General features: G+C 30.2%; 17 protein-coding genes and 1 pseudogene. 3 read left to right on the top strand and 15 right to left on the bottom strand.

The genetic code is table 11. The features are described from left to right. Positions 1-83 precede the first annotated feature (83 nt). The 9 genes and pseudogenes from ACZ49Z_RS07760 to ACZ49Z_RS07720 all read right to left on the bottom strand — a co-directional run bounded on the left by ACZ49Z_RS07760 (position 84) and on the right by ACZ49Z_RS07720 (position 8,305). The gene (locus ACZ49Z_RS07760) at positions 84-2,723 is read right to left on the bottom strand and encodes a TonB-dependent receptor (protein WP_464307605.1); all 2,640 of its coding nucleotides are present in this window, start codon (positions 2,721-2,723) and stop codon (positions 84-86) included. A gap of 166 nt (positions 2,724-2,889) precedes the next feature. Continuing rightward, a pseudogene (locus tag ACZ49Z_RS07755) lies at positions 2,890-3,021 on the bottom strand (hypothetical protein); the annotation flags it as partial. Positions 3,022-3,889: 868 nt separating this feature from the next. Next, positions 3,890-4,378, bottom strand: a complete 489-nt coding sequence (locus ACZ49Z_RS07750) for a hypothetical protein (RefSeq protein ID WP_464307604.1) — start codon at positions 4,376-4,378, stop codon at positions 3,890-3,892. Between the two features lies 1 nt (position 4,379). Further along, on the bottom strand, positions 4,380-4,571 hold the full coding sequence (locus ACZ49Z_RS07745) for a hypothetical protein (RefSeq protein ID WP_464307603.1): 192 nt from the start codon (positions 4,569-4,571) through the stop codon (positions 4,380-4,382). A 420-nt stretch (positions 4,572-4,991) separates the two neighbouring features. Further along, positions 4,992-5,141 carry a hypothetical protein gene (locus tag ACZ49Z_RS07740; RefSeq protein WP_464307602.1) on the bottom strand — a complete coding sequence of 50 codons (150 nt, stop codon included), beginning with the start codon at positions 5,139-5,141 and terminating at the stop codon, positions 4,992-4,994. Positions 5,142-5,265: 124 nt separating this feature from the next. After that, on the bottom strand, positions 5,266-6,450 hold the full coding sequence (locus tag ACZ49Z_RS07735; RefSeq protein WP_464307358.1) for an IS4 family transposase: 1,185 nt from the start codon (positions 6,448-6,450) through the stop codon (positions 5,266-5,268). A gap of 215 nt (positions 6,451-6,665) precedes the next feature. Next, entirely contained in the window at positions 6,666-7,487 is an 822-nt protein-coding gene (locus ACZ49Z_RS07730; RefSeq protein ID WP_464307601.1) for a hypothetical protein, read from the bottom strand. Between the two features lie 8 nt (positions 7,488-7,495). Beyond that, positions 7,496-7,624, bottom strand: coding sequence for a hypothetical protein (locus ACZ49Z_RS07725; RefSeq protein WP_464307600.1), 129 nt, complete (start codon positions 7,622-7,624; stop codon positions 7,496-7,498). Positions 7,625-7,708: 84 nt separating this feature from the next. Next, a complete protein-coding gene (locus tag ACZ49Z_RS07720) occupies positions 7,709-8,305 on the bottom strand; it encodes an REP-associated tyrosine transposase (protein WP_464307599.1) in 597 nt (198 codons plus the stop codon). Between the two features lie 218 nt (positions 8,306-8,523). Here ACZ49Z_RS07720 and ACZ49Z_RS07715 point away from each other — a divergent pair, with 218 nt between their 5' ends. Continuing rightward, positions 8,524-9,246, top strand: a complete 723-nt coding sequence (locus tag ACZ49Z_RS07715) for a transposase (RefSeq protein ID WP_464307598.1) — start codon at positions 8,524-8,526, stop codon at positions 9,244-9,246. A gap of 145 nt (positions 9,247-9,391) precedes the next feature. Here the strand turns inward: ACZ49Z_RS07715 and ACZ49Z_RS07710 are convergent, their stop codons facing one another. Then, positions 9,392-10,753, bottom strand: coding sequence for a transposase family protein (locus ACZ49Z_RS07710; protein ID WP_464304430.1), 1,362 nt, complete (start codon positions 10,751-10,753; stop codon positions 9,392-9,394). A 360-nt stretch (positions 10,754-11,113) separates the two neighbouring features. Between ACZ49Z_RS07710 and ACZ49Z_RS07705 the strand changes: the two genes are divergently transcribed. Further along, complete coding sequence (locus tag ACZ49Z_RS07705; RefSeq protein WP_464304430.1) at positions 11,114-12,475, top strand: transposase family protein; 1,362 nt, start codon at positions 11,114-11,116, stop codon at positions 12,473-12,475. A gap of 190 nt (positions 12,476-12,665) precedes the next feature. Next, a complete protein-coding gene (locus ACZ49Z_RS07700) occupies positions 12,666-12,968 on the top strand; it encodes a transposase (protein WP_464308055.1) in 303 nt (100 codons plus the stop codon). On the opposite strand, the gene ACZ49Z_RS07695 is transcribed toward ACZ49Z_RS07700, so the two are convergent. The 5 genes from ACZ49Z_RS07695 to ACZ49Z_RS07675 all read right to left on the bottom strand — a co-directional run bounded on the left by ACZ49Z_RS07695 (position 12,961) and on the right by ACZ49Z_RS07675 (position 23,865). Continuing rightward, on the bottom strand, positions 12,961-14,631 hold the full coding sequence (locus tag ACZ49Z_RS07695) for an IS1182 family transposase (protein ID WP_464307178.1): 1,671 nt from the start codon (positions 14,629-14,631) through the stop codon (positions 12,961-12,963). The two genes, ACZ49Z_RS07700 and ACZ49Z_RS07695, sit on opposite strands and share 8 nt — an antisense overlap. 251 nt (positions 14,632-14,882) lie before the next feature. Continuing rightward, positions 14,883-15,299, bottom strand: a complete 417-nt coding sequence (locus ACZ49Z_RS07690; protein ID WP_464307597.1) for a hypothetical protein — start codon at positions 15,297-15,299, stop codon at positions 14,883-14,885. After that, entirely contained in the window at positions 15,289-16,404 is a 1,116-nt protein-coding gene (locus tag ACZ49Z_RS07685; RefSeq protein ID WP_464307596.1) for a hypothetical protein, read from the bottom strand. The genes ACZ49Z_RS07690 and ACZ49Z_RS07685 overlap by 11 nt, the downstream gene beginning before the upstream one ends. 19 nt (positions 16,405-16,423) lie before the next feature. Then, positions 16,424-21,439 carry a fibronectin type III domain-containing protein gene (locus ACZ49Z_RS07680; RefSeq protein ID WP_464307595.1) on the bottom strand — a complete coding sequence of 1,672 codons (5,016 nt, stop codon included), beginning with the start codon at positions 21,437-21,439 and terminating at the stop codon, positions 16,424-16,426. Continuing rightward, positions 21,436-23,865, bottom strand: coding sequence for a hypothetical protein (locus ACZ49Z_RS07675; protein WP_464307594.1), 2,430 nt, complete (start codon positions 23,863-23,865; stop codon positions 21,436-21,438). Before ACZ49Z_RS07675 ends, ACZ49Z_RS07680 begins: the two co-directional genes overlap by 4 nt. Between the last annotated feature and the right edge of the window lie 133 nt (positions 23,866-23,998).

Genomic DNA, 23,998 nt, shown 5'->3' with positions numbered 1-23,998 from the left:
AATGTGTGTGAGACAAAGATACTAAATAAAAAAAACCGTTTAACAAATTTTGCTAAACGGTTTTATAAATATTTTAATTCTGATTAATTAAAATTATATCTTAAAGTAAAATTCCAAGTTCTTCCTAAACCGAAATAACCTTGATTAGTAGTCTTTATTCCTTTAAAAGTATCGTCACCATCTACTGCTTTTTGATTACTATTTAATTCTGAAAGATATACTCTATCAAAAACGTTATTCATATTTAATCTAAAATTAACAGAATTTTTCTTTTCTTTACCTGTATATAATTTATATGAAATTCCGGCATCAACTAAATCATAACTAGGTAATTCTAAATTTTCTTTTACTGCTCCAACATTAGCATATAAGTTATAGTAATTTCTCCAGTCTGCATCGATAGAAAATCTCTCAAAGATTTCATATTTTGCACCAAGTCCCCAAGTTGTTTGTGCAGCATCTCCAACTTTTCCACCATCTACATCTGTATTCGTAATTCTCAATACATTTAAACTTTCATCCGTTTCAGTTCTTAATGAAGTTCCCTGATATAACCAGTTACCATAAGAAGCAAAACCTTTAATATCTAGCTTAGACGTTGGTCTTAAAACGAAATCTAATTCAGCACCAGTATGAAATTGCTCTACACCTTGATCTGTAAATAAGATTAATGATCCATTAGGTAATATGTCATTATTATTTCTAACTGTTCTTGAATTTTGAACTACACGATCTTTCCAAGATGTAGCATATAAATTCAAATTTGCAGAAAATACACTAGATTGAAAACCATATCCTGCTTCTAAACCTAAAATCTTTTCATTTTTAGTATTTGGATTAACAGCATTAGTAAAATTTAGATAAATATTATCATGATATGGTTGACGTGAATAGTAACCAGCATTTGCATAGATTGAATGAGCATCACCTATTTTATAGCTACCTCCCCCTTTAACATTATATCCAATATTATTTACTTTATCAGACGTTTTAAACTCCGTCAAATAGTCGTATCTATCAACTCTTTGATGAGATTGATTTGAAATAGATCCTTGAAAGAATGCTGAAAAACTATCATTTGCATATTCAAGTTGACCGAAAAGCCCACCATAAGAAATAGTTTCGCTATAATCATAATCAATTCTTTGGTTCTCTCCTAATGAATCGAACATTGCAACCCATGCATCTGGTCTTAAAGACTCAGTTACTGTATTAGTTACAGTCGTAGCTGTTAATAAATGATTCTGTCCTCTTAAAGATCTTGTTTCTGTCCAGTTACTTAATCCTAGGAAATTACCTACTTGTCTGTAATGAGTACCTTCATATGTTCTCAAGTCTAAACCTAAATTTAAAGATAAATTATCACTTAAATCATGCTTTAAATTTGTCACTAAACCATACCATGAATGGTTATTCATTGAAGAACGAATTAAATAAGTACTATTCCCGAACATCCCTTGTCCATTAGCAGCTTGATTATTAGCATAAATAGCATCAAAATCTACCTGACCATCAGCGGTTCTCTGTCTAGTCCCATAATTACCAGTTCCTCCACCTCTTCCCCAAGACGCATATAGAACAGTTGACAATTGTGTTCTATCACTAATATCAAAATCCCAGTTTAAATTAGCTACCGGTTTATGATAAAAGTTTCTTCTTTCTGTTTTATAACTACCATCAAGAGTCCCCCAATTATCATTATATTTTCTGCCTTTTGCTAAATAAGTAGCTATAGATTTAGAAAAGTTTTGATCGTGGAATTGTGGTGCACCTGTAATTAAAAAGTTAAAATTATGTTTCTCATTTAATTTATAACCAAATGATATAAAGTAATTTTGTCCTTGTCCTTTTGTTCCAAAGTTATATCCATCACCTTGCCAATGAGACAACATAATACTTGCTCCGAAACCATTTTCCATTACTCCAGTATTATATCCAACTAAAGTCTTTAAATAGTCATTATTTGCTACCCCTAAAGAAGCAAAACCACCTTGCTTCTTATCTGTAGCCTTTGTTACAAAGTTAACCGTACCTCCTACTGAAGAAATTGCTAATTTAGAAGACCCTAAACCTCTTTGGATTTGGATAACATTTGCAATATCAGCCATTCCAGACCAGTTAGACCAGTACATTTTACCATCTTCCATTCCATTTATTGGTTGACCATTTAAAAGGAAAGCTGTATTGTCTTGTTGGAAACCACGAACAGAAATTCTTGAATCTCCAAAACCACCAGATTGACCTGCAACATAAACAGAAGGTGTGTTTACCAATGCTTGTGTAATATCAGCAGTACCTACTTTAGCTTGTATTTCAGCTGCTTTAATTGTAGAAACAGCTATAGGTGTTTTTCTATCAGAAGCTAAATCGACAATTCCCGTACCCACTAAAACTACTCCTTCTAATTGATTTTCATCACTAGATAATAATATGTTCCCTAAGTTTATACTTCCTCCAGTTATGGTAAAAGGTATTACTTTGGTTTTAAAACCTAAATAAGAAACAACTACTTCACCTGATGCAAGAGTAGTTGAAATTGTGAATTTACCATCAAAACCAGTTGTTGAACCGTCTTTTGTTCCTTTAACAACTACATTTGCTCCTGGTAATGGCTCATTGAAACTATCATCAATAACCATTCCTGTAATTCTCGATTGAGAAAAAGCGGTTAGGGTTATTAGAAAAAAGAACCCAAAAAATGTTACTTTATTAAAAATTTTCATCTGTTATGTGATTTTTTTGCAAATTTCATACTAAATGCGTTTTTCAATGTTAATTTAATGTTAACTTTTAAGATGCTCTTAACATTTGCCATTTCTCTAAATTTAACTTCAAATAACAAACAATACTTTATATTTTGTTAAAAAAGTTATAGATTGTTTGCACTTTTTAAGAAATATACTTATTTAATAAGAATTCTGTAGAACTATCGTGTTGGTTAAATTTTAAACTATTTATTTCCGACAAGATAGAATTAGCTAATTGTTTGCCTAATTCTACTCCAAAACAAATTAAATTCCATCTTTTCCTTATTATCTTAGGGTACCACAAGTATGGAGTGTCATCGAGGTTACTACTAAGTATATACGGAGTAAAGAAAGAAGACCAGTATATTTTACTTTAACTCCCTTGCGTAAATGTTTATAATTGTTGCTAATTTTCAAAATATGGCTTTTTAATTAAGCCACACACAATTGGATTCGTACTGTAGTGGTGTTGGGTTTTTATTTATACAAATAACTTGTTGGCTTATACTCAACTTATGTACGGCTTTGATACGGCTTTGATACGGCTTTGATACGACTTTGATACGGCTTTGATACGGCTTTGATACGGCTTTGATACGGCTTTGATACGGCTTTGATACGGCTTTGTAATTTTGTATAACAGTAAGTATTTTTGACTTACATTGTGAGTACTGATTACAAATTCTAGCTATCGGGTCTGGGGTTAATAATGTTAAACTTAAAGTAATTTAAGTATATGATTTGTTTATTAACAAATCATAATGGCTATCTAATATCGAAGCAAAAAAAGGTTTTAATGGGCTTTCAAAAAATATAAATGCTTCGTTAAATATTGTATATTCTAATTCTAACTTTTGTTCTATTTCATAGTTAAACAAATCGAAAAAAACATCCTAAAAGTTCTTTTTTTTAAACTTAAAATTTTAGCCCTAGCTGCAAAGTTGGTAGACAAATAGCATAAACATAAAAAACATATTTTCTTTTGAAAGGAAAGAAGACAAATTCTTCTTCCCCTTCGCAAGATCTATTGTTTTTTCTAAGATAAAGATATTGAATTATTCATAAAAAATAGTTCAAAATTTTAACAATTATTATTTGCTTAAACCATAGTTATCTGGGGGAGCTGGGGAAACCATAGTTATCTAGGGGGACTCGATCTTTATTATTCCGTTATCTATAATTACTTCTATAGGTTCATCAATTGCATTATTAACTATTTGGATTTCATTAGTGTACTTTAATAGATACTTATTTCTTGATGTTTTTGATATTAATAAATACCTATAATCAAAAGCTTTTTCAGCCTTAATTTTAATTTTTTGACCGTTTATGATTATCATTATAGGGCTGCCACTATTTATTTTATACCAATTTTCAGTCTTTAAGATACCTTTTTGATAAAAATAATCTCTTCCAATTTTTTCATTATGTCTTTGATAATTGAGTATAATAATGTTTTTGCCTACCATAGTCTGATCAAAATTAATAAATAACATCGTCCAATCTCCGTTTATTGAGTGTCGCTCATTTTCTTCATTTGTCTCTTTACCTGTCTCCTCAATAATAATATATTGTTGTTTACACGAAATAAGAAATATCAAAACCGCAAGCATTATTAGTGTTTTTTTCATTTTATTTTAAGTCTTTTTCTTTTAAAACGTCATCTTGATTTACTGGTATATCATTTTCTTTATTTCTATCTGGATTTAATTTATCTGCTTCTAAGCTTTTTTTAAGATTCATATCAATTCGTGATAATTGTTCTGCTGCCAAAACTGAAGTTTGTTTTGAGGATGCATTTGGATTAAATAAATTATTAAGCAAATCTGGTAATGTAAGTTTTACTCCTTTTTGAGATATATTATTTTCTATAGGAATTCCTTCTCCATCATTCTCACTTATTAATGAGATTAAATGTACAAATAACTCATGAGCTATACTACGAGCTCCATTACCATACGCATTGTTTTTTGGCCCAAATTCTCTCGCAGTTGATGCAGAGCCTGTTTTTATATAGACAGAACCACTTACTACATCTCCTTTCTGACTTTCAGGCGTAAAACCAAAAGCAGTCTGTAGAGTTTTTTGTTCTGATTTTGTGCTATTAGTAGTGGTTTCTGATTCGTTTGGTAATACATCTACGAACCTAGCATTAATAGTGGCTGTTGAACTATATTCTGCGCTTATTGAAATATGATTACCCTCTGTATCATATCCAGATAAATTTTCAACATATGACTCAAACTACTTAGTTAAATGCTTGTAATTCAACCAGTTATCCCCTTCTTTTACAACTCTAAAAAGAAGTTTAATTGTTATATCTTTTTTTCCCGTTTGAGGATTTATTTTTTCTACTCTATAAAATTCTCTACCCTCTAATTCAATACCGTCCATAATTCTATTTTCCGAAAACGCATACGGTGAATTATGTGCATATGAACGTGCCAACGGATCCACCGCAAAAAACCTATCCCGCTGCGCAAAGTCTCCCGACCAAGACTGTAAGGAACTTTCTTTTTCAAGTTTTTAAACTAATTAATTTATTAGGATCTCCACCACAGTGTATTATCATTTGATTAATAATGTCATTTTGCATTTGATTGCAAAATGACATTTTAGGGATTTTATATCCTTTTAATTTATTAAGTTTTATATATGCTAAAAGTAATATTGACGCTATCAAAATTATATAAATCATCACTTGGATTCCATTCCATTGTCTTGAAAAATAATGCTTGAAATTTAATTCTTGTTTTATAAACCTAAAAAATCTTTCTATATCCCAACGTCTTTTATAAATTTCTATTATCTGCTCTGCATTAAATTCATTTTCAGGCAGATTACTTAAAAAAAGTATTTTTTCTCCATCTGACTTTAATATTCCTTCAACTAATCGGAAAATTGTTTCAGTTTTTTTACCATTGCAATAGAGATGTACTTTGCTGTGTTTTGTGAGACTAATTATTTCATTTTCAAAATTTAAAATAGTTTCTATACTGTCTTTTTCAACTTCATATTTTGATGCTTTATAGATTCTAGTTACAAAATATTTTTGCTGATTTGAGAGTTCGACCATTTTCTTTCTCTCTTTCATTCCTCTGTCAAAAACAGCAATATCTTCCTTATTAGCAATATGATCCTTAAGAATATCACCTAAAGCTAAATCCTCGCTAATCATCTTCTGATCTTTATGAATTTTTACATTAAATGGTAACTCATTAAATCCAACTGTAAACTTTATACTATTTCTACCTTGTTCTCCTTTTTTGTTTTTACACCCATTCTGCATTCCAAAATGTAACAATGAAGCTGATAAACTAGTAATCGTTGAATCATACAAACTTAATCTTAATTTGTCTTTTTCATTGAGTTTGTCTTGAAAAACAGCAACAGTGTGATTGTATAATTTTTTAAAATATTCAACATTTATACTGCCAATTCTATCAGCAATACTGCTATGACTAACAGTTTTATCTTTTGGAATTTGAGCATACTTGCAAAAGAAATGATTTTCATAAAAATTTTCAAAGACCCTTGAACTAGCTCTGTTTTCATTCAAAATGCCAAAAACACAAAGTTTAAACAACTCTTTCCCTTTTAGTTTTTTTGCATTCCAATCAACCATTGTTTCTTGAGCAAAAAAATCAAGCTTATCCTCAGAAATATATCCCAATATTTCATTTACTCCAGTATTGATCTTCATTTTCTATATACGTTATTGATATGTAGAAAAGTAAAAATAACACTTTTTTATTACATATGTAAAAGTTCCTTACAGTCTTGGTCTCCCGACTTTGAGCTAAAATATAAAAAACCGTAAACTTAACTACTATATAAATTAAAATTCTTCTTTTATAGCAAATTAATTAAAAGCAGTTCTTACTAGACCTCAAAGTCGGGAGACTTTGCGGAGTTAAATCATTCCTCCATTATCTTATTCAAGACACCTTGTTCTTTCAAATAATCAATAAATGCCCATTCAAACTCATCTACAGTCATTATATAACCTGTTTGCTTTTCTCGTTCTTCTATAATTTTATAAAAATTTAACCTTTGATTTCTATAGAAAGTATCTGATAAAATATTTTCAACTTTACATTTAGCGTAAACTTTTGCCCAATCAATTTTATCTAAATTTATTTTTTTTGTTTCATTTAACATATAAATCATAGATTCTGTATAATTTTCAGTAGATATAGCATCTGAATAAAACCGACTATGAATCATTTGAAATAAAGTTTCTCTTATATAATTAGAAAAAGTTTTATTTTCACCTAAGTAATATTCCTTTTGAAATAAATAGTAAATATGAGGATTTTCATCAGAACAATCAATAAAACCAATCCCGTCTCTAAAATCTTGTTGATTTATAAAAATGATTTTTTCTATGTCAACAATTTTATATATTAATTTAATATCGCCATCATCTCCATAATAATCTTGCAAACCATCTTTTCGTTGCAAAATACTTTTATAATTTCCATTTTCTGCAGTATCCATTGCATGCTTCACATTTTTTAATGTAAAAAATTGTTCAGTTTCTACATTTCTTAAGTTTATCTTTTTCCCAAAGTATAATAAATATGCATAAATTGATACTGGAAATTTTATTTGATACTCTTTTTCAAATTGAGATATAGCATCAATATTTTCACCTTCAATAGTGTCATCCAAAGATAAATTACAGTCAAATAAAAATTGTTTAACTGATTTGTAAAATTTTATATATTTTTCAATCATATTCAAAATTAAGGATAAATTACACCACTTTTATATAAAGCTTCTGCTCCTGTTATTGCTTTATAACTATTAAATTTCACAATAATTGTAGCACATGATGAACAAGGGCTCATTTCAGTGATAATATTAATTTTCACTTTTGAGCTGCTTAAAATTTGTTCAACATACTCCTTTCTATCTGCGCAAAGTCTCCCGACTTTGCGCTAAATTATAAAAAATCATTAACTTAAATACTTAATAAATGAAGATTCTTTTGAAGCATCTACTTTAGGCATTTCTGCTAATTCTACCTCAACCAATCCTTCGTTGTTTATGTAATTACTTGCACTAGAATAAATATAATCTTCTATTTTTTTAACTAATCCTGATCGTACAGGATTCATGTGTATGTAATCTATTTTTGACCATAAGAATTTTTCTGAATACACTTCTTCTGGATGATTACCATATTGCCAAAACTGATAGTTCTTGTTTCTTGTGTGTGTTTCTGTAGCTTTTTGAAATCGTTCGAGCATCCATTCTCTTCTGCTCTCGGATTCCTTTTGAATTTTATCTAATATTGTTTTTGCTGTAAATTTCTTAAAATCACGAATTAAATCTGATAATTCACCTTCATTTGATTGCACTACCATGTGAATGTGATTACTCATTATTACATAAGCATAAACTATCATTCCTTTGTTTTTTATGCAGAAATTTAAACATTCTACAACACTATCTCTATAATTTTGTCTTGTAAAAACATCTATCCAATCTACAACTGTAGTTGTTATAAAATGTGCTTTTTCTTGGTCTCTTATTACATAACTCTCTTTCATATTCTAATGTTTGCTTTGAAATTAAAGATAAGAAAATATACAATTATTATAAATTTACTTTAATCTTAAACTTAAGTTAGAAAACTATATTAAAATGAATTAATTAGACCAAATATTTAGACCTCAAAGTCGGGAGACCAAGACTGTAAGGAACTTTTACATATGTAATAAAAAAGTGTTATTTTTACTTTTCTACATATCAATAACGTATATAGAAAATGAAGATCAATACTGGAGTAAATGAAATATTGGGATATATTTCTGAGGATAAGCTTGATTTTTTTGCTCAAGAAACAATGGTTGATTGGAATGCAAAAAAACTAAAAGGGAAAGAGTTGTTTAAACTTTGTGTTTTTGGCATTTTGAATGAAAACAGAGCTAGTTCAAGGGTCTTTGAAAATTTTTATGAAAATCATTTCTTTTGCAAGTATGCTCAAATTCCAAAAGATAAAACTGTTAGTCATAGCAGTATTGCTGATAGAATTGGCAGTATAAATGTTGAATATTTTAAAAAATTATACAATCACACTGTTGCTGTTTTTCAAGACAAACTCAATGAAAAAGACAAATTAAGATTAAGTTTGTATGATTCAACGATTACTAGTTTATCAGCTTCATTGTTACATTTTGGAATGCAGAATGGGTGTAAAAACAAAAAAGGAGAACAAGGTAGAAATAGTATAAAGTTTACAGTTGGATTTAATGAGTTACCATTTAATGTAAAAATTCATAAAGATCAGAAGATGATTAGCGAGGATTTAGCTTTAGGTGATATTCTTAAGGATCATATTGCTAATAAGGAAGATATTGCTGTTTTTGACAGAGGAATGAAAGAGAGAAAGAAAATGGTCGAACTCTCAAATCAGCAAAAATATTTTGTAACTAGAATCTATAAAGCATCAAAATATGAAGGCAAATTCAGAAGTAACAAGATTTTTTGAAAAATACTTTAAATAAAAACCTCAATTCATATTAATATAATTGAGGTTTTTTATTTTGTAGTAAAAATTATATGTTTTTATGATTTTTAAATTTGATATTTCTCAACAAGACGCACTTTTCCTATAAAGTATTTTTTTGAATACTTTACGCTGCTAGTTGTGTTTGATTTTTGTAAATTCTTCTTCCTATTTCTTTAGCATTAGCTGTATGTATTCCGAAAAAAATCCAAAGCATTTCACTTTTCTTGGTTCTAGCTTTTATCTTTCGTAAATTATAGTGCTCTTTTTCTTTGCCAAAACTACCTTCTAATCGAGTAGCTCTTTCTTTTTTAATTTCTGAGGCTAGCTTCTTTCTATGCTCTTCGTGTTTTCCAGCTTTTCCTTTTCTAACAAAGTCTGTTTGTATGTTATTTGTGGACGAAAAAGTTCTGTTTTTATTTGTGGCATAAATAGCATCAGCTCCAGTAATTCTTACTTTAGTTTTAGTTAGATTTTGTGCGCAAAATATACTGTTTTGAAATCGAGTTCCTTCGTTAAAGGCACGGTATTCTATATGTTCTATAAAATTGATTCCATCAATTTGAATTTTATTTACTTTTGCTCCAAATTCTACTTGTTTTACTTCTTTACCACGCACAATTGGGCGAATATAACTTTTATTTATGCTAACAATTCTATCGGGAACGCTTTTTCCTGTTGCAAAAATTTTTGATTGTTGTTGGTAAATAAGACGGATTATTCTGCGTTGTTTGCTGTATTTTGTGGTTGGCTCAAAGGAATATTGATTTTCAATTTTACTCAATTCTCCATTAAGTTTATATAATAATTTCAGAAGACCACGAGTCATTTTTGTTCGTTGCTTTGCTGTTTTTTTTCTTTTTCTAGAATACTCATTGTAGCGTTTACACCAATCAATATATTTGGTTCTTGGAAGTTTTATTTTTAAAATTCCACATAATGATTTCATTTGATTGTAATTCCACACAATACATTCCCAAAGTAGTTTCTCATTGGTAGGAAAACGCAACTCACTCTCATAACAAGTGGCATCTATCAAGACTTTGTCTAAATCATTCATATAAGGTAGCCAGCTTTTAGCTAATGTTTCTTGAACTTTTCGAACATCTAATTTTTTGGCTAATTCCATTCTTATTTGGCTAACTATTTTAAAATTTGTAAGCGGGGAATCTAGAGGTAATACAATATCACAAAAGTATTGCATGTAAACATTTCCGTTTAACAACTCGATTAGTTTAGCATCAGAACAACCATAATAGTTTTTTAGCATCATCAAGGCAATCTTACCTTTAGTACTAAAAATGCAATCTGGACCTTTTTTGCACGCTTTCAATTTAAAACTTTGAGAAAGTTCTGAAAAAGGTGTAGCTAGATGAATTTTACCTAAATCAGACTTTAGAAATTGCTCATAAAAAACATTAAAATCTTCATTGATAATATTTAAAGGCAATTTGTGCTGAAATTCACTTATTCGTATTATTTTTGACATACATATTTAAAAGAAAACCCCGTTTTTGACTCTTTTTGAGCATTCTCGGGGTTTATTTCTTCTAAAATACAAATTAAATAACTGATAAGCAAGTATTTATTTAATTGTGAATGTGCCTATGAAGTTGAAAAAGACAGTATAGAAACTATTTTAAATTTTGAAAATGAAATAATTAGTCTCACAAAACACAGCAAAGTACATCTCTATTGCAATGGTAAAAAAACTGAAACAATTTTCCGATTAGGCACATTCACAATTAAATAAATACTTGCTTATCAGTTATTTAATTTGTATTTTAGAAGAAACAAACCCCGAGAATGCTCAAAAAGAGTCAAAAACGGGGTTTTCTTTTAAATATGTATGTCAAAAATAATACGAATAAGTGAATTTCAGCACAAATTGCCTTTAAATATTATCAATGAAGATTTTAATGTTTTTTATGAGCAATTTCTAAAGTCTGATTTAGGTAAAATTCATCTAGCTACACCTTTTTCAGAACTTTCTCAAAGTTTTAAATTGAAAGCGTGCAAAAAAGGTCCAGATTGCATTTTTAGTACTAAAGGTAAGATTGCCTTGATGATGCTAAAAAACTATTATGGTTGTTCTGATGCTAAACTAATCGAGTTGTTAAACGGAAATGTTTACATGCAATACTTTTGTGATATTGTATTACCTCTAGATTCCCCGCTTACAAATTTTAAAATAGTTAGCCAAATAAGAATGGAATTAGCCAAAAAATTAGATGTTCGAAAAGTTCAAGAAACATTAGCTAAAAGCTGGCTACCTTATATGAATGATTTAGACAAAGTCTTGATAGATGCCACTTGTTATGAGAGTGAGTTGCGTTTTCCTACCAATGAGAAACTACTTTGGGAATGTATTGTGTGGAATTACAATCAAATGAAATCATTATGTGGAATTTTAAAAATAAAACTTCCAAGAACCAAATATATTGATTGGTGTAAACGCTACAATGAGTATTCTAGAAAAAGAAAAAAAACAGCAAAGCAACGAACAAAAATGACTCGTGGTCTTCTGAAATTATTATATAAACTTAATGGAGAATTGAGTAAAATTGAAAATCAATATTCCTTTGAGCCAACCACAAAATACAGCAAACAACGCAGAATAATCCGTCTTATTTACCAACAACAATCAAAAATTTTTGCAACAGGAAAAAGCGTTCCCGATAGAATTGTTAGCATAAATAAAAGTTATATTCGCCCAATTGTGCGTGGTAAAGAAGTAAAACAAGTAGAATTTGGAGCAAAAGTAAATAAAATTCAAATTGATGGAATCAATTTTATAGAACATATAGAATACCGTGCCTTTAACGAAGGAACTCGATTTCAAAACAGTATATTTTGCGCACAAAATCTAACTAAAACTAAAGTAAGAATTACTGGAGCTGATGCTATTTATGCCACAAATAAAAACAGAACTTTTTCGTCCACAAATAACATACAAACAGACTTTGTTAGAAAAGGAAAAGCTGGAAAACACGAAGAGCATAGAAAGAAGCTAGCCTCAGAAATTAAAAAAGAAAGAGCTACTCGATTAGAAGGTAGTTTTGGCAAAGAAAAAGAGCACTATAATTTACGAAAGATAAAAGCTAGAACCAAGAAAAGTGAAATGCTTTGGATTTTTTTCGGAATACATACAGCTAATGCTAAAGAAATAGGAAGAAGAATTTACAAAAATCAAACACAACTAGCAGCGTAAAGTATTCAAAAAAATACTTTATAGGAAAAGTGCGTCTTGTTGAGAAATATCAAATTTAAAAATCATAAAAACATATAATTTTTACTACAAAATAAAAAACCTCAATTATATTAATATGAATTGAGGTTTTTATTTAAAGTATTTTTCAAAAAATCTTGTTACTTCTGAATTTGCCCGATTAGTTGAAGGAATATTAAAGTCAGATGGAGAAAAAATACTTTTTTTAAGTAATCTGCCTGAAAATGAATTTAATGCAGAGCAGATAATAGAAATTTATAAAAGACGTTGGGATATAGAAAGATTTTTTAGGTTTATAAAACAAGAATTAAATTTCAAGCATTATTTTTCAAGACAATGGAATGGAATCCAAGTGATGATTTATATAATTTTGATAGCGTCAATATTACTTTTAGCATATATAAAACTTAATAAATTAAAAGGATATAAAATCCCTAAAGGGGCTGTCCGAAAAGGACAGCTTTTTTTTATGTAGCTATTTTTAAGCTATTTTGTTTTGAAGAAAAAATAATAGCAAAATAACTTTGAGTTACTTTAACAAGGCAAATTTTAGTTTTAAAATAGGCTAGATAAGTGTGAATTTTGGTTTTGAAAACAAATTTTAGCAAGTCTGCCTTGAATGCATTCATTTTTCTAAAGTTGTGTCCAAGGGCCATTAGTAAAAACTCTAATGTTACTTTTTCTAATCCCTTCATTGTGAATCGATTGAATTTATTATTGCTTTTAAGTTGACCAAAAACCGCTTCTACCTCTATTGGACGTTTACTTCGATGTTCTAGTCCTTTTTCACTCATTAGTAGCTTTCTTGCTTTTTCTTTTAATTCATTTAATCGATGATTGACTGATAAAATTCTATTACCTTTTGATTGATGGCATTGACTTCGTAAAGGACATCCTTGGCATCTTTTGGCTTGATAATATGTAATTTGTGATTCATATCCAGTACTGGTTTCACGTTTTCCTACTCCTGTTTTTTGCATGATTTGACCCATTGGACAAACATAAAAATCGTGTTCTTTGTTGTAAAATAAATTTTGAACAAGAAAAGGATTGTTTTTTATCTTTCTTTTTTGTTCTTGATGAAAATAGTTATATTTCACATAAGCATCAGCTTGTTTTTCTTCCAGCATTTCATAGTTTTCTTCACTTCCATAACCTGCATCTGCAACGATTTCTTTGCTCTGTTTTTGATAGGCTTTTTCAAAACCTTCAAGATGAGAACTTAAGGTTGTAGTGTCATTTGTTGTTTGATGAATAGAAACATGTGTAATAAATTGGTTTTCAGTAGATATTTGCGGATTGTAAGCAGGTTTTAATTGACCGTTTTTCATATGATCTTCTTTCATTCTCATAAAGGTAGCTTCGGGATCTGTTTTACTATAGGAGTTCCTGTTTCCCATTGTAACCAAGTCTTTTTCATATTTTTCAAGCTTTGGAAGATGTTCCTCTTGAAGTTTTTGCAATTCTCTTGCCTGTTTTTTGGTAGGTTCTTTGAGTTTTTTATTAAGAATCGAAAGCTTTTCTTTTAAACTTTCTGAATCAATCGACTTTGGTAATTCTTCTATATTTAGTTCTTGATTATCAGATTGAATACTGTTTTCAATAGTCGATAAAATATGACTAATTTTAATTTCTAGTTTTTCTTTATATTTCTCAACGGAGCCTCTCCATACAAAAGTATATTTATTAGCTTTAGATTCTATCTTTGTACCATCAATATACTGAACATCTAGGCTTACATATTTCATTTCAACCAACATTTTTACCACTTCTGCAAAAAGAGTTTGAATGTGATTTTTTAGAACTTTACCCCTAAAATCGTTTATCGTTCTAAAATCGGGAGTTGAATTACCCGAAATATACATAAAATGAATGTTTTCCTGAAGTGCTTTTGCAATTTTTCTGCAAGAATATACATTAGATAAATAACTATAAAACAATACTTTAACCATCATTCTTGGATGATAAGCAGAAGTACCTCCACCTTTATAGTGTTTTAAAATTTCACTTATATCTAACTGATTAACAACTTGTTCCACTAAGCGAACTGGATGGTTTTGCGGTATTCTATCGAAAATATTGATAGGAAATAACTCTGGAGAATTGCCTGTTTGATTTTTAAAAACTATCTTAGCCATTGTGTATTTTTGTGTCAACTCTAAGATACTAATTTTAGAGATAAAATACAACAAAAAAAGGCTGTCATTACTTTTTGGACAGCCTCTATTAATCAAATGATAATACACTGTGGTGGAGATCCTAATAAATTAATTAGTTTAAAAACTTGAAAAAGAAAGTTCCTTACAGTCTTGGTCGGGAGACTTTGCGGAGGAGGGTTGATCAAGTTTGGAAGACAATGAGAGCTTTTCGAGCTGAGCTAAGTAAACGTTCATTCTTCAGTCCTTTCAAGGTCTTCAACATGGTATCGCCTACTTTTTTTTCCCCCATTTACTGAAAGAAAATAGATGTGTCTGTTCTCATTATTGTGCCAGCTAATACCTACAACTATCCCGAACTCTAACTTACCTTTAGAAGAAATATACTTTACTTTTTCAAGTGGTTTAAAATATGGCTGTATAGGCATTACTTCAAACTCTCCTTTTTTTAATCTAAAAGAAATTTCTGTAGATTTCACAAGAAGATAATCATCTCCAAGTGCCTCCAAACATTTAAAAACCGAATCATGAAAGTTATGATTTTTGACCCTTTCTAAATCTTCGGGATGAATAATTTTTTCAAAATATTTATCTTTAATTTGATGAATAGCAATCCAACCAAATTTATCTTCTAATTCCTTATAGTCCATCAATAAAACCTTTAAAATTAGGATCAAATGAATTTTGTGGAAATTTCTCAGTAAAAACCCTTTTGGCTTCTTGAAGCGCTTCAGGACTTGGCTTAAAGTGTCCCGAGTTTCTATTTACTTCAAATATCCTTCCATCTTTAAATTGAATCATTCCAGCAACTTTAACATTTGGATTCTCACCTCCAATTAAAGTCGGATGAGGATAACTTATAGTTCCTCCTCTACCACCAATATGAATATTATCGAATTCATCAATCACATACATAAGCCCTTCACCATTGACAATGTCTGTTGCAATGACATTACCTTTTGCATCTCGAATTTTACCAGATTGAAGATTTACACCCCCAGTACCACTTCCGTCATCTATTCGATGAAGGTTAGCATACTTATCTCTAGTTTCATTCTTTACATAGTTTGTTGTTCCAGGTTCAAAAATTCTTTGTTCAACAGTTCTTGTTCTATCGACAGCATACATGTCAAGATCAACTGCTTTTAAATTACCAGATTTATTTTTGATTATAGGAGCACCTTCTGCAAAAAAGTCCAAAATCTCAGGATTTTTCTGAATGTCCTTGCCTAAAGGATTATCAAAAAATTTAGGATTTCTTTGTTTAACTTTACCAAGCTTAATGAATAAATCATTACTCCAGTTCTCGATTTTACTAAGTAAAACTGGATTTTTTCTTATCGCATCTGGGATAGCATTCCCCAAATCGTCAAGTTTCTTCCAACTATTAATCAACCCCCCATTATTAGCCGCTAATTTATTTAAATCAGCGACATCAGCGTTTTTAAAATCAGCTACAAAAGATTTTAGTTTGGTATCATCGAGTTTTTGAATTAATTGTGTACCAAATGCATCTAAATTACTATTTGTTAATTTTTTGTAAAATTGTAAAACATTTAAATCTGTTCTTACACTTTTACTAGCTGTTGATAAACTTGCATAAATATATAATGCATCTGGATCTGAGCCAACAAAATTTTTAAAATCTTGTGTTGCATCTGCAGCTTTAAAGTCATTTTTTAAAACTTCAAAACACGTTTGTCCATGTACCCATAAGGATAAATGCAACAATAGAAATAAAATTATATTTTTCATCTTCTTCATCTGTATAAATTTAGTTACAAAATGCTTTGTTTGGATATTTATTTCTAAAATTCTTCCATGTATTAAACAATTGCTCGTTATTCATAATATCTTCTAATAGACTTTCACTTGCATTTGCAAAATCTTGTTTAAAGACATTTTCTAATCCACTATTTTGTAATTTAGTCCTTAATGTTGCAAATCTAGGTTTTGCTAATAAAGTAGTTATACTTACACTTTCTAAATTTTTCAATATTCTTTTGGCATCTGCTATATCATTTGCTATATCATCAATATTACCTAATTTAACCTCAGCTTCTAAATGAGCAATCCACACTTTTGCTTCTTTAATTTTATCCGCAGGAATACTCCCTAAATCATTTTCAGCATTTTTTAATTTCTGTAAAAATAATTTAACTTGGTTTTTTGATGGCAAAGGCTTGTTTAATGTCTTTGCTCTTGAAAAAATAGTCCTAAGGTTTACAGCTGATGCCAAATCAGTAATTGCAATACCCGCAGTTAAAATATTCAAAGCGTCAACAAAAGCTTTAGCTGAAGGACTTAAATTTTCATAACCTACAATATTAGTAGTTAAACTAACTCCAGAACCGACCATGTCAGCTATAATAAAAGCTTTTCTAGCTAGACTAGGACCTTTAACTAATGCGCCATAACCTGAAGCTAGACTTGCCACATCAACAGTAGCTTGAATACCATCAACAACGAGTTTTGTGTTACCAATATCACTAGCATAAAAAGCTACTATAGCTGGACTAAGCAAAGGCTTGTCAGTATTATATTCACTCAACATACTTAATCCAGATTTATTAGTAAAATAAATTGGTGAGAATGCATCCAATCTTAATGGAGTTGAAGAGTCTATAATATCATTGCCTAAATAAGTATTTGTATAAATAGATATGTCAGAATTATCATCACTATTTGAATACCATTCTGCTTTTGTATCATAAGAATATAGACTTTCGCCATTCATAAAACTCAAAAGTAAAGTTAAATCTCCTCCGACTAAGTTCCAAAAAGACTTATAGTAATATTTTATATTTCTTTCAATTAATTCATCAACAGAAAGATTGTTTAATTTGGATTTGAAAGTATTGGATTTATTAACATTTAATTCTGCTAACACATTAATTAAATGTTTATAGTTGTCTTCATGAAAATAAGTATGATCATTGTCCGTTTTATAAACAAGTCTTCTTAGAAGATTATAATCTACTGAAGAAATTTTTGATTTACTATTTAGTCCTATTAATAAATCATCAACTTCATTATCTTTGGTAAACTTAATTAATCTAATTAATTGAGTTTCTTGTTTATCTGTTACAGTCCAGTTTTCTAGCATTATACTAATTGCTAATAATTTCTTTTCTATGGGAATGTTTTTGATTTCTAAATCCGATAATAAAGTTACACATGTTTCAATTTGTGTATCTATACTATTTTCAGTTAGATTATCCATAATTGAAGCACAATTATCTTTAATTTGTTTAACTCCATTTAAAAAAGCCAAATATTTTAAAATCAATTCTTGACTCGTTAATGTTTTTAGAGCACCTGAAGCGACATCAGACGGTACAGAAGATAAATTTTGAGGAACTATTATTTTCATTAATTCTGGATATGCACTATTTAAAACAGCTATTTTAGAACTAATAAGATATGATGAATTCCAATTAATATTTTGCCCCAAAATATCAGCAATTCTATCTTGATTCAGTTGAAAAGTTTCAGGGAATGGTGATATGGCATTGTAAGCATAATCCACTTTTTTCAAAATTTCTCCATTATAAAATTTTCCATATCTATTATAATTAGATAAAATATTTACTGATATTTGCTCATCCCAAGATAAATTTTCAATTTTAAATGCTACCAATCTTCTAGAAGTAGATGTAGGCATCATTAAAATTACTCTTCCAAAATATTCTTTATTAGTGTTCTCTAAAATAAATTTTTCTCCTGTGTCTGTTTCAAAACCAAAATAAGAAAAAGAAAAATCATTAGTTGTAATTGTATTATTAATCTGATTATGCTCAATTTTTGCTTTATACTTTTTATTATTTAGTTCAAAGCCAAAAATTGCTCCTGTTGGATACTTTATTTGGTTTTCAAAATTAGCTAAACCAGTTATAAAATCAATATTTTTAATATTGGAAGGAAGGGTCAAGTAGTTTCCATCAACTGTTAAAAAGGTAAATGTCCCATTGCTATTTTCAAAACCATAAGGAATACCTGAAATAGAAGTTCCTTGCCCACTCTCATCACTCTGAAACAAATACAACTTCGTTTTTGGGTGGCTGATTTGTTGCCAGTGCCTATAGGGTAATTTTGTACCGTTTGCATAGTCCATTAACCAATTGGTTGCATAAGCATTTTTATCGTAATCGTATTTTTCCCATGGGTGTTCTAGTTCGAAAGCACCGTGTCCTAGTTCGTGTGCAATTACTGTTGCTAAACCTGAACCGTTAGTTTGTTTGATTTCTCCAGTTCCTGTTTGCCCTGTGAAGACAAAACCAAATTGACGGTGCAATGGCATGAACCCTGATAATGGTCTTGAAGGGGTAATATTTTTGGTGACAAAAAGATAATAGGCATTATTATTTATTGTTGTTGTTGCTTTAAACCTATCTATAAAAGCATTTTGTTCGTTGGTGTAATTGGCAATCCAACCACTGGTGCCACATTCTAGAGTTGTAATCCCATCGGTATGGGCTGGAAGTGTGGTTATATTTAAAGTAACTCCTGCTCCGCCATATATATTCTTTATCTCTTGGATGTCTGCTTGTGTAATGGTTGCTCCATTTACAGGTACTAGGTTTACGTTTACCGTACCGATGTCTTTTATAGGTACTACCATCATGGCACCCACTACTTTTTGTTTTAAGGAATCGGTTTTTACTAAGGCTAACAATTCATTTTCTCCCTCTGTTGTAAACGCAGGTACTTTTAAAGTTTTAGTGACTACATTACCAACTGTAGTACTGTCTATTGCATTTACTTTTATCCCTTTAACATTAAAAACAATGTTTTTTGCCTTTATTAAAGTATCAGTAATGGTGATTTGTGCAGTTACATAATCATAGCTTACTTTTCCGTCTTCTTTGTTAATGATTCCTTTGTAGTAGAAAGGATAATCGTTTCCTGAACCGTCTTTAATTGTTTTGTATTCTGCTGCCAATTTGTTTGGAGCACCCGAATAGTTAGCACTCGAATCGTCAAAAGCAACACTTTGATCGTTGCGACTAAAAACCACTTTTGCTCCTACGTTTGATAGTGCTATAACTTCTCCTTTACTATTTAGGTTTTCTGTATTAGAAGCATTTGCAATTCCTACACCTTGTCCTTGAAACGATACATTCCCATTTGGATCTACAGTGTACACGCTTCCTTCGCTATCTGTAATAGTCGTTGTTTCTCCTTGATCGAAATCGAAAATATTAGACACCAATCCTGTGTCTGGATTGGTAACCATTATTTTTCCATCTTCTACTACAATATTGCTTACATCTCCAATTACATAATTTACGGTATGGTTGTGTGTATCATTCGACTCTTGAAAGTTATCTAAAACGTTTTCAACCACATCGATTACTTCGTTAACATCTAAAATATTACTCCACTCAGGGTCATACTGTGCTCTTACTTCTCCATCGACTAATTGCAATTCGGAATTTAGTTTGATGTTTTCAAACTCCACCGCTATTTTAATATTGCTCAAATAGGGCAATCGTGTCCATCCTTTCCCTGTATAGGTTCCTACTCCTTCAATTTCATTAATATGTACTGCAAAATCGGCTGCCATGAAAACCATGTCTTCTGCTAATGCTTCAGAATAGAGTGTAACATTCGCTAAATCGATTGTGGGTGCTATACCACAATCAATTACAGCCACATTCGTTTCTGGTTGTGTAAATTGATTAATGGCAGAAAAAGTAGTTACATCGCCTAAGCAAGTACCTCCTACTTGAAATTCATAGGTAGTACTCGGCTCTAAATCGAATAGTTGCGCTTCATTATTGGCTACTGGTGCATTGAACCAAATTTCTGTTCCAAGTTTTCTATATTGCACGATATAGGACAGATGATTTGGATTGTTCTGCCACATAATTTTGGCTTGTCTGGCAGAAACAGACTGTGCTATTACAAATTCTGGTGCATTACAATTTCCTGCATATACAAAATCGAATATTTCGCTATAGCCATTGTTATTGAAAACAGCGTCTTCTCCAAAACCCGGTTGGCTTAGTGCTTTTACTCGCCAAGCATATTTTTTACCTAAGGTTAATTGCGGTAAGGTGAAATCATAATGAAGAATAGTGTTATTCGTAATTGTCTGCCAAATAGGAGCACCCACCATAAAAGCATAGTTTGACGGGGCTTGGTTGTCTAATAGTTCAATTAAAACGAACTCATACTCTATATTTGTGGCATTGATGTGTCTTGGTGTCCAAGTGAAAATGATGTTTTGCGGGTCTTGAAAATGTATAACTTCATGATTGAAAGGAAGGTTTAAGAAGGGTGGATCATTATAAATGAAATAGAAAAACGTACATGATTTTTGAGAAATAGGTTGATTGGTTATAAAATCATAGACTTCTATACAGAAACTATAATTGCCTTGCGGTAGAACGCCACTATATTGCAATGGATTGATGCCTTGCAGGTTTTGCAATTCAAAATAGGGCGCTAAGTCTAAATTATTTAATTGTAACGATTCTCCTCCGTTTATGAATAAAGGTGCAGCACCAACAACAACAGGTGTGGATTGCGCTTGGATGCCGTTTCCTTGAATGTATAGTTTCAATCGGACTTGCCTGTTTACGACATTCAAATCGCTTGTGAAAATATTGACTAAATATTTTTGATCGGTTGTTGTGCTGTATTTTGCTACAGATGATAAATAGGGAGGAATTACATTACTGTTAACCTGAACAGGATAAATTTGTGCCCAACCTAATTGCACTAAACATACTAACACTAAAGTATAGAATAGTCGATTTGCTTTTTTGTATGTACTATTTATCATTTGATCTGGAATTTTGTTTGGTACTTTTGAATAAAGCTTTGTGCTAATTTTAATTCTAAATTATCAATAATTTTATTTTCTTTTTCTTTATTTATCCATTGAATATAGCAATTTTGCTTTTCATTGTCTATGCTGCTTTGGTATTTCTCTTTTACCTCATCGACAGATTCATTTTCTTCTAAAAACAATACTAATTTGAGATGAGAGATTGCGAAAGCATCTTTTTTATCGAGTGGAATATTCTCTTTTAGGATGGCTTGTTCTATTTGTTCGAGTTGTTCTTTCCTGTTTCTTGTTACTTCTGTATTACTTAAATTGTACTTTTTTACGAAATAATTCTTATTAAACAAATTCGTGTCGCGTGTGTTGAAAAGAAGTTGCTTGATTGCATTTTCTGCTATTTTATTATATTCTATATTAAATTGTTTTATCTCTTGGATTTGTTCATTCAATATTGCTATACTATTTTTTAAGTCTTTTTCTTTTTCTTTCAATGTCTTCTTATCGGTAATAGTATCAAACGCTTCTAGTTGTTGAAAAACTGCTGCTTTTCTATTATTTATACTTTGCTTTAATGAATCTAATTTTTTAAAATCTAACGTTGTAATTTGTTTTTCGATAGCTTTTTTTATTTTTAAAGCATCGCTTTCTATATAGGCATCGTCTATTTTTACTTTTAAACTGTTTTTTTCAACTTTTTGAACGGTTTCTGTTTCTTTGTCTTTTTTCTTTCCTCCACCAAAATTATAATTATAACCAAAAGTTACAGTCACTTCATTGATACTTGGTCTTGGATTTGTTCCTGAAGCGTTACTAAAAACTTGTGATGCGGAAAGATTAAAATTGTGTTGCTCAAACAATTTGTAACTCGATGTGAGTCTAAAGTTGAGATTTCGAACAGCAGATGTTTCACTATTGCTTTGATTAATAGCTGTACTGAACTGTGTTGTTAATTTGTCTTTTAAAAATTTCTTATTGACACCTAAAACAGTTCCGTAGGTTGAAGTTTCCATAATTCCTATAGTACTATAGGTAAAATTTAATGAAGATGAAAATGCCCATTTCGACTTCAATAAAGCATGTGAATAATTGGTGCTAAAATTATGAAAAGATGACAGTTGTCCTACACGAATAATGCCTCCTTGTTCGTTTGCTACTTGATTAAAAGAATAATTGAAAACAATATTTTTTTTATTCTTTTTTGTAGCTTCAAAATTGTAATTGGTATTGATATTAGCACTTCTTGATAATTGTCTATAATTAATCTGATCTACATTGTTCAACTCTGGGTTTACTTGATTGATCTGCGCAAACTGATCTGGATTCGCATTTGTGGTCGTTGTTTGATTGGTTATTGTGATATTAGATATTAATTTTTCGGAAAAACGCGCAGATGCATTTAATGTTCCAACTAATCTATTAGTAGTGGTAACTTTTTTATTGTCTAAATTATCTTCTTGCACTCCTACATTTAATTGCAACATCACTTTGTCGCTAAAAAAAGGTCGAGAAAGATTAACCATTATGTTTTGCAAATCGTTAGCAAAAAAATAGGCTCCCAAAGTTTGATAGTTTGGATCTACTCTTTCAAAACTAGTTCCTAATGTTGTTTTTTGTATTTTATAATCCAATCCTACCTTGTAGGCATTGAAATTTTGAGTAGAGGTTCTATTGTTAAAGAAAAGGCTTGCTATTCCTTTTTTTTCATTGGTATCTTCTGCTCTTGTATCTTGTGTTAAAGAAGAGTTAGAAATATCTGTGTATAATTTTAGGTCTTCATTTATTTTTGCCTCTGCAGAAATACTTACTACTAAATTTTCTTTTGGGGTGATGTCTTTAGCATCTGGAATGATTTGTAATGAATTGATTATATCTTTAGCATAAAAACCAATTACCCCTACTTTAAATTTATCTTTTACATATTCAACTTTGCTACCATATCCTATCCTTTTAAAAGCTGGTAAGGTATTTGGATTATCATCATCTTCTACAGCCTTTAGAAATCGACCGTACATGGCAGAGAATTTGAGTGGTCCATCTGGTGTTAGTTCTACTCCTGCTCCACTAAACTGATGCCCCGCTAATGAATAGGGAGAAAATGTCATACTTACATCTCCAATATGTGCCGTAATCCATTTGTATTTTGGACTAATGCTTAATCTGTTAAAATTGAATGGTATCTTATAGTCTAATTGCCCTCCTAGGTTGGTGAAATTATAAGAAATAGGCATTGAAAAGGAATAGAACGAAAGGTTAACGTTTCCTGTAAAATTATATACGAAAGGTTCTCTTGCATTTCTATTAGAATTAAAATAGGTTGCTCCTGCTGAGATTCCTCCTCCAATTTTAAAAGCTTGCCCTGAAAATGATCCTAAATCGATAGATTGGGATTGGGATGGTTGACTGATTAATGCCAAAAATAGCATTAACAAAGAGGGTTTTAGTAGATTTTGGATACTTTTTTTGTATCTTTTGAGTTCACAAAAAGCATTTGAACTGCTATTTGAAAAGAGTTGTTTAAAAAAATTGGCAAACAAAATTATATAAGTAATTATATTA

This window comes from Flavobacterium sp. KY-23415, assembly GCF_055384985.1.
This window is presented reverse-complemented; position numbering and strand designations above follow the sequence as displayed.

Bases quoted from the DNA above. Each gene is read 5' to 3' on its own strand.
- ACZ49Z_RS07715 (WP_464307598.1), top strand. From the start codon at position 8,524: ATGAAGATCAATACTGGAGTAAATGAAATATTGGGATATATTTCTGAG.
- ACZ49Z_RS07740 (WP_464307602.1), bottom strand. From the start codon at position 5,141: ATGGACGGTATTGAATTAGAGGGTAGAGAATTTTATAGAGTAGAAAAA.
- ACZ49Z_RS07710 (WP_464304430.1), bottom strand. From the start codon at position 10,753: ATGTCAAAAATAATACGAATAAGTGAATTTCAGCACAAATTGCCTTTA.
- ACZ49Z_RS07690 (WP_464307597.1), bottom strand. From the start codon at position 15,299: ATGGACTATAAGGAATTAGAAGATAAATTTGGTTGGATTGCTATTCAT.
- ACZ49Z_RS07720 (WP_464307599.1), bottom strand. From the start codon at position 8,305: ATGAAAGAGAGTTATGTAATAAGAGACCAAGAAAAAGCACATTTTATA.
- ACZ49Z_RS07680 (WP_464307595.1), bottom strand. From the start codon at position 21,439: ATGATAAATAGTACATACAAAAAAGCAAATCGACTATTCTATACTTTA.
- ACZ49Z_RS07675 (WP_464307594.1), bottom strand. From the start codon at position 23,865: ATGCTATTTTTGGCATTAATCAGTCAACCATCCCAATCCCAATCTATC.
- ACZ49Z_RS07730 (WP_464307601.1), bottom strand. From the start codon at position 7,487: ATGATTGAAAAATATATAAAATTTTACAAATCAGTTAAACAATTTTTA.
- ACZ49Z_RS07705 (WP_464304430.1), top strand. From the start codon at position 11,114: ATGTCAAAAATAATACGAATAAGTGAATTTCAGCACAAATTGCCTTTA.
- ACZ49Z_RS07750 (WP_464307604.1), bottom strand. From the start codon at position 4,378: ATGAAAAAAACACTAATAATGCTTGCGGTTTTGATATTTCTTATTTCG.
- ACZ49Z_RS07685 (WP_464307596.1), bottom strand. From the start codon at position 16,404: ATGAAAAATATAATTTTATTTCTATTGTTGCATTTATCCTTATGGGTA.
- ACZ49Z_RS07760 (WP_464307605.1), bottom strand. From the start codon at position 2,723: ATGAAAATTTTTAATAAAGTAACATTTTTTGGGTTCTTTTTTCTAATA.
- ACZ49Z_RS07695 (WP_464307178.1), bottom strand. From the start codon at position 14,631: ATGGCTAAGATAGTTTTTAAAAATCAAACAGGCAATTCTCCAGAGTTA.
- ACZ49Z_RS07735 (WP_464307358.1), bottom strand. From the start codon at position 6,450: ATGAAGATCAATACTGGAGTAAATGAAATATTGGGATATATTTCTGAG.